We start from the raw sequence: 14,053 nt of genomic DNA, 5'->3' as shown, positions 1-14,053 counted from the left end.
AACCGCCCCGGTCGGCAGGATGAGAACGCTAGTTAGCCGCGAGAGCGTCAAACGACACGGTGTAGGTTTCTTCCAGATCCTGCGTATTGCTGGTCTGGAAAGCTTTATCGGCAAGATAAGTGGTGATCATCAGTGTTGCAACCCACTGTTTTCCTGCCACTTCCTGACCGTTTACCGCAGCAGCGGACATATCCGGCAACAGCGTCATTTCCACAGCGCCGCCCGATACCTGCGCCGCGCCGCGGGGAACCGAAGCCAACTGAACGGGAGCGTTATCGACTCTGGCATTTTTCATTTTAATCGACATCGCGCCGTTGTCAGAAAACCGCCAGGCCTGCCCCTGCCGGGCGGGGCCATCCACAAAGAGCCGAATTTTATGTTCATCAGTACAGATGACGGAGACCTGTAACTCCCGGGTGACGGAGGCATAACCGTGATACATATTCCCGGCGTATTCGGTGCTCCCCTCTCTCATATCCTCCCTGCGGAACCGCCCATAGTCGACCTGTTTTGTCGAAGATAAAATCTGACAGTCGCCTTCTTCCGCCAGTGCGGATGGCACATTCCCACACAAGAAACCCGCCAGTAATACAGGCATAAAAACGCTAAGGTGTTTCATGGAGCCAGCTCCCTGTTTCATTAGAGACATTTCCCTTTTATCTCCTCGTAGAATTTCTGCGAATCGGCTTCCGGCAGGGTGTAGTTCAGTTTGCATCGTCCACCGTCCACCTTCGCATACAGCTGATGGCTTGCTGAGATATCATTCAGGAAGATCAAACCGTCCTCTGGCGCGGAAGTGATATATTCCCCGGCGTCGTTGACAATGGAGACGCCTTTCGGCAACGGAGTACCGTCTGCACGCATGACAGAGAGCAGCACGCGCCGCTGACTCAGCGTGGTGAATTGCCATTTCGCGACCGCCCCGTGCGACGCTTTAATCGCCGTCCGGCCATTATTGACGTCAAGATTACCCGGAAGACTTTGGGTATTAAGTTCCAGCGTACTTTCATGGAACGGCGTCAATGACGGGACAACGGCCTGGCCCCATTTATCGGTCCAGACGGGCCCGCGCGACGTCACGATTTCGATACCGGCAACAGGCTTGTCCAGTTGGGTAATGGCATACGTGTCCGCGACCGGATACGGTGAGAAGGTCACGCCATCGTCATGCGCCACAATGCCGCCACTCAATGCAGCAGAGTAGTTCGTATTGCTGTCGTTATCGCCGCCAGCCGCCACGGACAGCGTGGTATAGTGAAGATTGCTGTTGAGCGAGCTATCCCAGTCGGTAACACTTTCGTCCTGATCGCGAGACACGCCGACCGTGTATTGGTTGTCGTCATTCAGCGACCCCATCGCCCGCGTGCCATAAGAGCTTCTTCCTTCACTCTCGCGATACCACGAGTTCGTTGAAACACCGGTACGGCCTAACGGAACAGAAACGTTCACGTAGAACATATCGCGATCGCTCTCATCCCCACGACTGATATCCGATTCCCAGTTCACGCTGACGCTGAAATATTTATAGGTTTGCGACCAGGAAGAGATAATGCGGCGGCTATTATAGTCGCTGTCCCAGGCCTCATTACGGTAGTAGCCGAGCGAAAAACGCCCCAGAAGCGTATCCGACCAACTGACCGCGACGTTCGTATCGTATTTCGTTGGGGAGTAATCATCGTCGTCGCTATACAGTTCCTGCATTTCGCGATAGTCCGCCGTGCCGTAGCTGCCGCCCAGCGAAATCCCCATCCCCCAGGGCAAGGAATACCCAAGATCCAGCGTGGTTTTGTGCCCATCAGTCTGGCTACGGTTATCGATCGACCCAAGAAACCCGAGCGAGGCATATAAATTCTGTACGGGAACGGTATCCACATTGGCAGAGAAACCGTAATAGTGGTTATCTGCCATCACCATTCCGGCCATGAGATTCATACGATTATTCACTGACCAGCCATCAGACGCCGACACAATCCAGGGCTGCTCAAAATTCGTGTCCATATCTTCCGCACGCCCCACGGCCAGAGAAAAGCCCGGCGCCCTGCCGACATGGTTGCTACGAAACGTGCTCGCCGATACGGTAAAATGGCTTTCGCTTCCATCGGTCTCCGTCACCGTGACATTCAGGTCGGTGTTGAGGTTAGCAATGGGCACATTGGTTAAGGTAAAGGGGCCAGCGGGAACAAGCGTTGAATAGATGATCTGCCCGCCCTGGCGAATATCCACGCGCGCCTGAGAATATCTGGCGATCCCCGTCACCTCGACGCCGCTCCCCTCGTTCGGCAGCAGGGTATTATCCGGCATGACTTGCACACCGTAGACCGACGGAATACTAAAGCGGCTGTTGGCAATGTTGATTTGCCCGCCCTGCACCATCACGCCATAGTCGGCAAAAGTGCGTTGCGCGTAGGTATAATACGAGTCAGTCTCTAATTCCTGGTCGCTGCCGTCGCTGACGAATTGCGTGCTGCGCACAATCCAGTCACCCGCATTAAAACCAAGTTCAAACGTTGACTGAAAGCGGTCTGAATTATCGCCGTCATATTTATAATGCGTGCCAAACATGGAGTAATTCAGCATTGCGGCATGACCACCGCGAACGTCCGCGACCTGTCGGTTATTATCTGGATCAATCGCTTCCTGCGGAACAACCAGCGACATTTCTTCTGTTTCAGGCGTAGCGCTAACGGTTGCCGTAGACCAGTATTGATGGATCAGCGGGCAGGTTTCTCTTTTTATTTTCGTGACGAGTCCTGCGCTTTCCAGAAATGCTTTATCAATACAGGGCTGCCCTTCCTCATTAAACTTAACCGACATGACACTGTGTTTTTTGCCATTAATAATAACGGTCACATTATGGACACCAGGAGTGAACCGGGACGCTAAGGAATAATAATCAGCAATCACAGGATCGAGACCATTAGATTCTAATGCATCAGTATCAAATACCGCTCTCGCCAACTCCATCGTTCCAGTAGAGGTCGGCATTATTTCCGCCCGTATACTGAAAGCGATTGCCGTCAGACAAAACACAATAATTCCTTTTTTAGCGGAACCGCGAATCATAACCACTCCATGTGTTTTACAATAAACTGAGATTAATTATTTTATTTCTGCGACAAAACTCTTCGCCTTATAGCCATAGCGCGTAGCAGGATACATTTCGATATTTTTATCCAGTGCGGATAATGTGGTCGAGGCATGGGCACTTATTGTTTCACCCGGCAGAATATAAGCCTTTGGTAAATCAGCGTGCGCGCCTGATGGCAATAATTTTACTTTCTGCTCCAGACGGATAACATAAGGCGTTTTATTTTCTACGCTGAGTTTTCCGCCGCGCATATGCCACTGGAGATCTTTCCACGGCTCCATATTCACGTCTAAACCCGAAGGATGAATAATGACGGGAAGGTTTTGGCTAAAGACCACTTTAACTTTGTTTTTATCCCGTTGCGGGATGGTCGTAAAAATAACGCGCTTCAAATGCTCAACTTTTAACGGCTCCGCGCTATTTTTAAGAACGAATCGCACACGTTGCGTCTTACCGGCATCAACACGCGTAACGGGTTGCGTGACAATCAGGCCAGGCTGAGGATCGTCTGGAAGATTGACGATTTTGGTATACAAGAGCTGGGCATCAGCATCGGTGTTTTTGACATCCATACTGCCGCCTTGCTCTTCTTCATTAATCAGCAGCAGCGACGTGTCGGGCACCATCCCGGCAGCCAGACAGTTAAATGACGCCAATAAACAGGCGCAGATTAATGTTTTCTTGAAGGAAAGCATAATATTAGTCCATTAATATTCATAACTGCTCCCCATAGTAATATGGGGAGCATCTACGATACGTGCAGTGTAATTACAGGTATACCAGCTCTACGGTGGTTAAGCCGTCAAGCGTCGCTTCATCGGTAATTTGCAGATCGTCTGTCGGGTTGATAATCGCGGACACACCGACGTTAAAGTTGACTTTTGTTTGCGGTTCTGGCGCATCAGCCGAGCTTTTACCAAAGCTGTAAACCTCGCTGTTATTATTTATAATCTGCATATAGCTGTTGCCTGCTTTTGTTCCCCAGGTAGTGCCGTCATTTGCTGAGAAATAGGCAATCAGGTTATCGCCATTGCCGTTAGTCAGCGTTCCTGAATCAATCTGAATACCCAGCGCATATGCCCCAATTTTCTGGCTACCGTACAGCCCCAGGCCAAAAAGATAATTAGCAGAAGAAATGAAATCAGTCGATGCGAAATTAATGGCATAACCGGTGGTCGGTGCAGAAGCGCTATGCATATCAGTAAAAGAAACGCCGACACGCGTATCTTCTTCACAGGTAATGGCGACTGGTACGGTTTTAATGTCAGGCAGCGCGGTTGGCGCAGTTGAATTTAATGACGCCACTTTGATGGTGCCAAAATCAGCGATACCGCCGCCGCTTGGGAATGACGGAATACAGGAAGCAGGAACAATTTTCCCTGATACTTTAATATCAACGCTCGGTGCCGCCATAACGGAAGAAGCCGTCAGCGCCAGCACAGACACCATCAGGCTTTTTTTAAAAAAAACATTCATTTTTATTTCCTTATAAAAGAAGCCACTTTATATAATGATGACCTCTGCATATTTCAAAAAATTGACATGACACCAACATACAATATTGGTTGGCGAAATTTATCATTTGTCAAAAAACCATACAATCGAAAGATTATTTTTAAGAATTTATTCCAGGAAAATCCTCAAAGAAAATCCTTATATACATTCACCAAACATATATAAAGATTCATATAAAAGATTAAATCCCGTTATTGTATAAATAATAAATATTATCTACCGCCAGAAAAGCCGATCTATCCAGAACTACCGATAAAGAATGCTGATACCTCATCTCTATTTCGAACAACAACACAATTATTTAACATAGTGATGATTACGCAGCGAAATTTATTAACTCTAAAGTATTAGTTCCTTCTTTTTCGGTTGCAAAGCTCGTCATTCATTATGCCTCAATGTGATAAGTATCACATTTTCATGTTGCCATCATGAAAACTCATTCACTTTTATTTAACCGCAACAGAACACACCTACCAACATTATGGTATCCTGAGTTATATCCCTCCCGGAACTGAGGGAATGCGCAAATTCTTCCCTTTGCGGCCGGTTTCATGGTGGTCCGCAAAGTAAAACTACATAGCAATGTCGAAACAAGGAGCAAACCATGCAGGTCAGCAGAAGGCAGTTCTTTAAGATCTGCGCTGGCGGTATGGCAGGCACCACGGCGGCGGCACTGGGTTTCGCACCCAGCGTAGCGCTAGCGGAAACACGGCAATATAAATTGCTGCGCACCCGCGAAACCCGTAACACCTGCACTTACTGTTCCGTTGGTTGTGGGCTGTTAATGTACAGCCTCGGCGACGGTGCAAAAAACGCCAAAGCATCTATCTTCCACATCGAGGGCGATCCGGATCATCCGGTCAGCCGTGGCGCGCTTTGCCCGAAAGGGGCCGGTCTGGTGGACTTCATTCACTCCGAAAGCCGCCTGAAATACCCGGAATACCGCGCGCCAGGTTCAGATAAATGGCAGCAAATCAGTTGGGATGAGGCATTCGACCGCATCGCTAAACTGATGAAAGAAGACCGCGACGCCAACTACGTTGCGCAGAACGCCGAAGGCGTGACCGTTAACCGCTGGCTCTCCACCGGGATGCTGTGCGCTTCCGCATCCAGTAACGAAACCGGCTATTTAACGCAAAAATTCTCCCGCGCGCTCGGTATGCTCGCGGTCGACAACCAGGCGCGTGTCTGACACGGACCAACGGTAGCAAGTCTTGCTCCAACATTTGGTCGCGGTGCGATGACCAACCACTGGGTCGACATGAAGAACGCCAACCTCATCGTGGTGATGGGCGGTAACGCCGCTGAAGCCCACCCGGTAGGGTTCCGTTGGGCGATGGAAGCTAAAATTCACAACGGCGCGAAGCTGATTGTGATTGATCCTCGCTTCACGCGTACGGCGTCGGTGGCCGATTTCTATGCCCCTATCCGTTCCGGTACTGACATTGCCTTCCTGTCAGGCGTACTGCTGTACCTGCTGAACAACGAAAAATACAACCGCGAATACACCGAAGCCTATACCAACGCCAGCCTGATCGTGCGTGAAGATTTTGGCTTCGAAGATGGCCTGTTTACGGGCTATGACGCGGATAAACGCAAGTACGACAAAACCAGTTGGGCCTACGAACTGGATGAAAATGGCTTCGCTAAACGCGATACCACGCTGCAACATCCTCGCTGCGTGTGGAACCTGCTCAAGCAGCACGTTTCCCGCTATACGCCGGAGGTGGTGGAAAATATCTGCGGCACGCCGAAAGCCGATTTCCTGAAAGTATGCGAATACATTGCGGAAACCAGCGTCAAAGATAAAACCGCGTCGTTCCTGTATGCCCTCGGCTGGACGCAGCACTCCATCGGCGCGCAAAACATCCGCACGATGGCGATGATCCAACTGTTGCTCGGCAACATGGGGATGGCTGGCGGCGGCGTCAACGCGCTGCGCGGTCACTCCAACATTCAGGGGCTGACTGACTTAGGGTTGCTGTCGCAAAGCCTGACGGGTTACATGACGCTGCCCAGCGAAAAACAGACCGACCTGCAAACCTACCTTGCCGCCAACACGCCAAAACCGCTGCTGGAAGGTCAGGTCAACTACTGGAGCAACTACCCGAAATTCTTCGTTTCTATGATGAAAGCCTTCTTTGGCGATAACGCAACGAAGGAAAACGACTGGGGCTTCGACTGGCTGCCGAAGTGGGACAAAGGATACGACGTCCTGCAATACTTCGAGATGATGAACGAAGGCAAGGTCAATGGCTATCTCTGCCAGGGCTTTAACCCGGTCGCCTCATTCCCGAACAAAAACAAAGTGGTTGCGTCACTCTCTAAACTGAAGTTCCTGGTGACTATCGACCCGCTCAACACCGAAACGTCCACCTTCTGGCAAAACCACGGTGAGTCGAACGATGTTGATCCGTCGAAAATCCAGACCGAAGTGTTCCGTCTGCCGTCAACCTGCTTCGCCGAAGAGAACGGTTCTATCGTCAACTCCGGCCGCTGGCTGCAATGGCACTGGAAAGGCGCGGACGCCCCCGGCGACGCCGTAACCGACGGCGAGATCCTGGCCGGTATCTTCTTACGCCTGCGTAAGATGTACGCCGAGCAAGGCGGCGCAAACCCGGAACAGGTGCTGAATATGACCTGGAACTACTCCACGCCGCATGAACCGTCTTCGGAAGAAGTGGCGATGGAAAGTAACGGTAAGGCGCTGGCCGATCTTATCGACCCGGCAACGGGAGCGGTGATCGTGAAGAAAGGCCAACAGCTCAGCTCGTTCGCCCAGCTGCGTGACGATGGCACAACTTCCAGCGGATGCTGGATTTTCGCCGGTAGCTGGACGCCGGAAGGCAACCAGATGGCGCGCCGCGATAACTCCGATCCGTCAGGCCTCGGCAATACGCTGGGGTGGGCATGGGCATGGCCGCTGAACCGCCGCATTCTGTATAACCGCGCCTCCGCCGATCCACAGGGCAACCCGTGGGATCCGAAGCGCCAAATCCTGAAATGGGATGGCGCGAAATGGGGCGGGATGGATATCCCGGACTACAGCGCCGCTGCGCCGGGTAGCAACGTCGGGCCGTTCATCATGCAGCCGGAAGGGATGGGTCGCCTGTTCGCGCTCGACAAGATGGCGGAAGGGCCGTTCCCGGAACACTACGAGCCGTTTGAAACGCCGCTGGGGACGAACCCGCTGCACCCGAACGTTATCTCCAACCCTGCCGCCCGTATCTTTAAAGGCGACGCAGAGGCGTTGGGTAAAGCCGATAAGTTCCCTTACGTCGGAACAACTTACCGTCTGACCGAGCACTTCCACTACTGGACCAAACACGCGCTGCTTAACGCTATCGCGCAGCCGGAACAGTTTGTGGAGATCGGCGAGAAGCTGGCGAACAAGCTCGGCATCGCGCATGGCGATACCGTAAAAGTCTCCTCCAACCGTGGCTATATCAAAGCCAAGGCGGTAGTGACCAAGCGCATTCGCACGCTGAAAGCAGACGGCAAGGATATCGATACCATCGGTATTCCTATTCATTGGGGCTACGAAGGGGTGGCGAAAAAAGGCTTTATCGCCAATACGCTTACGCCATTCGTCGGTGATGCGAACACGCAGACGCCGGAGTTCAAGTCCTTCCTGGTGAATGTGGAAAAGGTGTAACGGAGACGACCTATGGCTTATCAATCGCAAGACATCATTCGTCGTTCCGCGACTAACGGTTTCACTCCCGCGCCACAGGCGCGGGATCACCAGCAAGAGGTGGCGAAGCTTATCGACGTCACCACCTGTATTGGCTGTAAAGCCTGTCAGGTGGCCTGTTCGGAATGGAACGACATCCGTGATGAAGTGGGCAGCAACATCGGGGTGTACGACAACCCGGCTGATCTGACCGCAAAATCCTGGACGGTGATGCGTTTCTCGGAAGTGGAGCAAGACGACAAACTGGAATGGCTTATCCGTAAGGATGGCTGTATGCACTGCGCCGATCCGGGCTGCCTGAAGGCATGTCCGGCAGAAGGGGCTATCATTCAGTATGCCAACGGCATTGTCGACTTCCAGTCTGAACAGTGCATCGGCTGCGGCTACTGCATCGCCGGTTGTCCGTTCGATGTGCCGCGCCTCAACCCGGACGACAACCGCGTTTATAAATGTACGCTGTGCGTTGACCGCGTGGTGGTGGGGCAAGAACCGGCCTGCGTGAAGACCTGCCCGACTGGCGCTATCCACTTTGGTTCCAAAGAGGCGATGAAGACGCTGGCAGGCGAACGTGTGGCTGAGCTGAAAACCCGTGGTTACGACAATGCAGGTCTGTACGATCCGGCGGGCGTCGGCGGTACTCACGTCATGTACGTGCTGCACCATGCCGACAAACCGAATCTGTACCACGGTCTGCCGGAAAACCCGGAAATCAGCGCGACGGTGAAATTCTGGAAAGGCATCTGGAAACCTCTCGCAGCGGTCGGCTTTGCTGCGACCTTTGCGGCCAGCATCTTCCACTATGTCGGTGTCGGCCCGAACCGTGCAGATGAGGAAGAAGACAATCTGCATGAAGAGAAAGACGAGGTGCGCAAATGAAACGACGTGACACCATCGTGCGCTATACGGCGCCGGAACGCATCAACCACTGGGTAACCGCCTTCTGTTTCGTACTGGCGGCGGTGAGCGGACTGGGCTTTTTGTTCCCGTCCTTCAACTGGCTGATGCATATCATGGGCACCCCACAGCTGGCGCGCATTGTGCACCCGTTCGTGGGCGTGATCATGTTCGCCTCATTCATCATCATGTTTTTCCGTTACTGGCACCACAATCTAATCAATCGGGATGATATCTTTTGGGCGAAGAATATTCGTAAGATCGTCGTCAACGAGGAAGTCGGCGACACCGGACGTTATAACTTCGGCCAGAAATGCGTATTCTGGGCGGCGATTATTTTCCTGGTCCTGTTGCTGGTCAGTGGAGTGATCATCTGGCGTCCGTATTTTGCGCCTGCTTTCTCAATCCCGGTGATCCGATTCGCGTTAATGCTGCATTCATTTGCCGCAGTAGCGTTAATTGTGGTTATCATGGTGCACATTTACGCCGCCCTCTGGGTGAAAGGCACCATTACCGCGATGGTGGAGGGATGGGTAACCCGGTCATGGGCGAAGAAACATCACCCGCGCTGGTACCGTGAAGTCCGCCAGAAACAGGAAAAGTCATCTGAATGAGTATTCGCATAATCCCGCAAGATGAGCTGGAGAAGAGCGAGAAACGTACGGCGGATATGATTCCGCCGTTATTGTTCCCCCGGCTCAAAAATTTGTATAACCGCCGCGCCGAGCGTCTGCGCGAGCTGGCCGAAAACAACCCGCTGGGCGATTATTTGCGCTTTGCCGCGCTGATCGCACATGCCCAGGAAGTGGTGCTGTACGACCATCCGCTGGAGATGGATCTGACCGCGCGCATCAAAGAAGCGAACGCGCAGGGCAAACCGCCGCTGGATATTCACGTTTTACCGCGCGATAAGCACTGGCAGAAACTGCTGCATTCGCTGATTGCTGAGCTGAAACCGGAGATGAGCGGCCCCGCGCTGGCGGTAATCGAAAATCTGGAGAAGGCTTCGGAACAGGAACTGGAGCAAATGGCGAGCGCGCTGTTTGAATCCGATTTTGCCTCCGTCAGCAGTGATAAGGCCCCGTTTATCTGGGCGGCGCTGTCGCTCTATTGGGCGCAAATGGCCAGCCTGATTCCCGGTAAAGCCCGTGCGGAGTACGGCGAGCAGCGTCAGTATTGCCCGGTGTGTGGCTCAATGCCGGTTTCCAGCATGGTGCAAATCGGTACCACGCAGGGTCTGCGTTACCTGCACTGCAACCTGTGCGAAACCGAGTGGCATGTGGTGCGCGTCAAATGCAGCAACTGCGAGCAGAGTCGCGATCTGCACTACTGGTCGCTGGATAACGAACAGGCGTCGATTAAAGCAGAAAGCTGTGGTGACTGCGGTACTTACCTGAAAATTCTGTATCAGGAAAAAGACCCGAAAGTGGAAGCCGTCGCCGACGATCTCGCCTCACTGGTGCTCGACGCGCGCATGGAGCAAGAGGGCTTTGCCCGCAGCTCCATCAACCCGTTCCTGTTCCCGGGCGAAGGGGAGTAATTCTGACGTCAGGTCGGGTGGCGCGTGCCGCCCGGCTTATAAATGGTAAGGCGTAATGACTCCCGGAATCCCCGCAAAGTCCTTTGTATTGCGCGTCACGAGCGCAAAACGATGAATGTGCGCTGTAGCCAGAATAACCGCATCCGGCAACTTCATCCCGTATTCCTGCCTGAGACTGACACTTCTTTCGGCAATATCCTGTGAAACGCCGATAACGCTGCGGGTCGCTCCCCTTCATGGGAGCAAAATATCGAATAAAGGAGGATTACCCCCTTTATCCTACTCTTCCTCGTTGCCGCCCTCTTCATAGGGGCCAAACGGTTTTGCCGGCAATACGATATAGATACCTTCAAAAACTGCGCCTGACGTCTCGTCGCCAAACAACTCCACTTGCAGTTGCACGCGTGCTTTACGGCCTCGCGCCAGCCTGTCCAGATCGCCGCTCAACGACCCCAGATCGGCAATTGCGCTGGGTTTGCCGCTGATGGGCCTGCTGTAGCGAATATGCGCATCGGCGAGAATAATCGTACCGCCCAGATGACGCTCGCGCAGCATGAGCCAGATCAGCCCCCAGCCGGTAAGCGTCGCCAGTGAAAACAAACTCCCGGCAAACAACGTGTGGTGCGGATTCTGATTGCCCGTTTCAGGCATGGTCGTAATAAATTTCTGACCAGTGTACTGCTGAATGCGCACCCCCATTTTTTCACTTAACGGGATGTGCTCATACCAGGCCTGCTGAAGCTGCCCACACCAGTCGCCACGGTGCAAAATGTCATCCAGCGTCGCGACCGGTTTAATCATCAGAAAATGGCGAACCGGCGTGGTTTGCGGGGTCGTGATTTCCCCTTGATTCACAAAGCCAAGTTTGGCGAAGAACGCTACCGCATCTTCACGGGCGCTACAGGTGACGCGTTTTACCCCTTCCTGGCGCGCTACGGACTCCAGGGTCATCGCCATCAACGTTCCCAGCCCTTTATCCTGAACAGACGGTTCAACGGCCATGAAACGAATAGAGGCTTCGTTATCCGCATTGATATACAAACGCCCTACCGCAACCAGGTTCCCCTCTTCATCCACCACCATTTGATGATGCGCCATCGCATCCCAGGCATCACGTTCGGAACCTTTCGGCTGGTGGAGCGGTTTGCGCAGCATTTCCCAGCGAAACTGGTAGTAACGCGCTAATTCTTCTTCTGTTTGCGGTACTCGAAGGTGATACATAGCTGTACTCTCTCTTGTTACCCGCGGCCACGCCGGAAGCTGGCTCATACCTGTAGCCAGAACGTTACGGGGCCATCATTGACCAGCGAGACCTGCATATCGGCAGCGAAACGTCCGGTTTGCGTGTTCATTTCCTGTTGGCGGCAGCGCTCAACAAAGTATTCATACAGCGCTTCAGCGCGATCCGGCGCGGCGCCTCTTGAGAAGCCCGGTCGCATACCGCGTTCGGTATCGGCGGCCAGCGTAAATTGCGACACCACCAGCACGCTTCCCCCCGCCTGTTGCACGTTGAGATTCATTTTGCCTTCGGCATCGCTAAAAATTCGATAACCGAGCACGCGCTCGCACAGACGATTCGCTTTCTGTTCGTCATCATCCCTTTCGACACCTAATAACACTAAAAGTCCCTGGCCGATTTCACCCGTCACCTCGCCCTCCACGGTGACGCTGGCACGGGTTACGCGCTGAATTAATGCAATCATGATTGGTCTGCTTCTTCTTGTTCTGCGGCTTGTTTGAGTTTGCGGTATTCCCCGAGAGTGACAGTTATTTCGGCACCAAGCAAGACGATACACCATGTCCAGTACACCCAGACAAACAAAATGGGGATAACCGCCAGCACGCCGTAAATCAACTGATATGACGGGAACATGGTGATATAAAGCGCGAATCCTTTCTTTCCTGCTTCGAACAGTACCGCTGCGACAAAAGCGCCGACGACGGCATCGCGGTTTGGTACGCGCGTGGTCGGCACAATGCTGTACAGCAGCCAGAACGAAATCCAGGAGAGAATCAGAGGGAATACCCTCAGGACGTTATCAATAACCGTGTTGAGCTCGCTGGCCCAGCGCAGAGAAAGCAGATAGGAGCTGATCGCCAGGCTGGCGCCCGCCAGCAGTGGCCCCAGGGTCAGAATCATCCAGTAAACGGCAAAGGAATACACTTTTGGACGCGTGCGTTTGCTACGCCAGATGGTGTTCAGGGCGCTGTCGATGGCATACATCAGCAACAGCGCCGTGATAATCAGTCCACAAGCGCCTACCGCCGTCATTTTGTTGGAATTTGCGACGAACTGCTCAATATAACGCTGAATAACATCTCCCGTCGCCGGGATGAAGTTAGCAAAAATAAAATGGCGTAACTGGAGGCTGACATCGGAAAACATGGGAAAGGCGGCGAAAAGCGCAAAAACGACGGCGATCAACGGCACTAACGAGAGCAACGAGACATAGGCCAGGTTCCCCGCCAGGGTGGTCATATTGTCCTCGTCAATGCGCTGCCACAACAGTTTAAGCCAGGCCCTGACTGGACGCGTATGATGCCTGGCTTTTTGATGCACGTTTTTTAGCATAACAACTTCGCGAAATAGTCCGGGATGGTCGTTTTATCCGTCACCAGAATACTGGTGATCCCCAACTGGTTAGCCCCTTCTATATTATCGGCGTTGTCGTCAAAAAAGACCGTATCGGCAGCGGAAAAACCTTCTGTCTGCAAAACATGCTGGTAAATCCGCACCTCAGGTTTACGCATGCCCAATTCCTGGGACAGATAAATATGATCGGCAGCCTGGCGAACTTCAGGGTATTCATCCGGCCAGAAGGTCGTATGCAGACGGTTAGTATTAGACAATACGACGACACGATGCCCCTGCTCGCGAAGCTTATGCATGATGTCGATAACCTCGGGCCGTAATGCGACAAATACCGCCTGCCAGCCGTGGGAAAATTGCTCATAGCTCAGCGGCAACGCCATCTCATGGCACAGCGCTTCTGCGAAGGCTTCATCAGTGATCTCCCCCCGCTCATGCTGATGAAACGCCTCTCCCATCGTAAAACTTTGCTTCAACGAAGCCAGCGGGACACGGCTCAGGTCACTCCATGCACCTAACACGCGGTTGAAGTCGATATCGACAATCACATTACCTAAATCAAAGATATAGAGCATGATCCTCTCCTTGCAAGCCGTGGATGAATAACTGTAGCGGGAAAGGAGGAGTTTGACTATGCGCCGGACAGGGAAAAAATCGACTAACGCAACCGGAAAAAAGGCGATGCAATGCATCGCCTTAACACTTTTCGCCGGATGGCGGCTTTGCCTTATC

12 protein-coding genes and 1 pseudogene are annotated in these 14,053 nt (G+C 52.8%); 4 read left to right on the top strand and 9 right to left on the bottom strand.

Annotated elements, in window-relative coordinates; translation table 11 throughout:
• Positions 1-28: 28 nt before the first annotated feature.
• From OGX80_RS00220 to OGX80_RS00205, 4 genes are all read right to left on the bottom strand, one after another.
• A complete protein-coding gene (locus OGX80_RS00220; RefSeq protein WP_233644235.1) occupies positions 29-619 on the bottom strand; it encodes a DUF1120 domain-containing protein in 591 nt (196 codons plus the stop codon).
• 20 nt (positions 620-639) lie between these two features.
• Positions 640-3,063, bottom strand: coding sequence for a fimbrial biogenesis outer membrane usher protein (locus OGX80_RS00215; protein ID WP_286471066.1), 2,424 nt, complete (start codon positions 3,061-3,063; stop codon positions 640-642).
• A 36-nt stretch (positions 3,064-3,099) separates the two neighbouring features.
• A complete protein-coding gene (locus tag OGX80_RS00210; RefSeq protein WP_012133912.1) occupies positions 3,100-3,783 on the bottom strand; it encodes a fimbria/pilus chaperone family protein in 684 nt (227 codons plus the stop codon).
• A gap of 73 nt (positions 3,784-3,856) precedes the next feature.
• Complete coding sequence (locus OGX80_RS00205) at positions 3,857-4,564, bottom strand: DUF1120 domain-containing protein (protein ID WP_115182261.1); 708 nt, start codon at positions 4,562-4,564, stop codon at positions 3,857-3,859.
• A gap of 643 nt (positions 4,565-5,207) precedes the next feature.
• On the opposite strand from OGX80_RS00205, the gene fdnG reads away from it, so the two are divergent.
• From fdnG to fdhE, 4 genes are read left to right on the top strand one after another with little or no spacing between them, the layout of a single operon-like run.
• Entirely contained in the window at positions 5,208-8,258 is a 3,051-nt protein-coding gene (fdnG, locus tag OGX80_RS00200; protein WP_115591159.1) for a formate dehydrogenase-N subunit alpha, read from the top strand.
• Between the two features lie 12 nt (positions 8,259-8,270).
• On the top strand, positions 8,271-9,173 hold the full coding sequence (gene fdoH / locus OGX80_RS00195) for a formate dehydrogenase O subunit beta (RefSeq protein WP_012133916.1): 903 nt from the start codon (positions 8,271-8,273) through the stop codon (positions 9,171-9,173).
• On the top strand, positions 9,170-9,805 hold the full coding sequence (gene fdoI / locus OGX80_RS00190; protein WP_049011887.1) for a formate dehydrogenase cytochrome b556 subunit: 636 nt from the start codon (positions 9,170-9,172) through the stop codon (positions 9,803-9,805). The genes fdoH and fdoI overlap by 4 nt, the downstream gene beginning before the upstream one ends.
• Positions 9,802-10,731, top strand: coding sequence for a formate dehydrogenase accessory protein FdhE (fdhE, locus tag OGX80_RS00185; protein ID WP_047459875.1), 930 nt, complete (start codon positions 9,802-9,804; stop codon positions 10,729-10,731). Before fdoI ends, fdhE begins: the two co-directional genes overlap by 4 nt.
• 36 nt (positions 10,732-10,767) lie before the next feature.
• On the opposite strand, the pseudogene OGX80_RS00180 reads toward fdhE, so the two are convergent.
• From OGX80_RS00180 to yihX, 5 genes and pseudogenes are all read right to left on the bottom strand, one after another.
• Positions 10,768-10,944, bottom strand: a pseudogene (locus OGX80_RS00180) (PIN domain-containing protein); the annotation flags it as partial.
• Between the two features lie 66 nt (positions 10,945-11,010).
• The gene (fabY, locus tag OGX80_RS00175; protein WP_024130670.1) at positions 11,011-11,952 is read right to left on the bottom strand and encodes a fatty acid biosynthesis protein FabY; all 942 of its coding nucleotides are present in this window, start codon (positions 11,950-11,952) and stop codon (positions 11,011-11,013) included.
• 44 nt (positions 11,953-11,996) lie between these two features.
• Positions 11,997-12,434 (bottom strand): D-aminoacyl-tRNA deacylase, encoded by a 438-nt coding sequence (gene dtd / locus OGX80_RS00170; RefSeq protein ID WP_047459887.1) that lies wholly within the window; start codon positions 12,432-12,434, stop codon positions 11,997-11,999.
• A complete protein-coding gene (locus tag OGX80_RS00165; protein WP_110494839.1) occupies positions 12,431-13,303 on the bottom strand; it encodes a virulence factor BrkB family protein in 873 nt (290 codons plus the stop codon). Before OGX80_RS00165 ends, dtd begins: the two co-directional genes overlap by 4 nt.
• Positions 13,297-13,896, bottom strand: a complete 600-nt coding sequence (gene yihX, locus OGX80_RS00160) for a glucose-1-phosphatase (protein ID WP_047459890.1) — start codon at positions 13,894-13,896, stop codon at positions 13,297-13,299. Before yihX ends, OGX80_RS00165 begins: the two co-directional genes overlap by 7 nt.
• Between the last annotated feature and the right edge of the window lie 157 nt (positions 13,897-14,053).

This window comes from Citrobacter sp. CK194 (assembly GCF_030333395.1).
Lineage (GTDB): Bacteria > Pseudomonadota > Gammaproteobacteria > Enterobacterales > Enterobacteriaceae > Citrobacter_B > Citrobacter_B koseri.
Note: the sequence above shows the minus strand (reverse complement) of the source record. Positions and strands in the feature narration are given on the sequence as shown.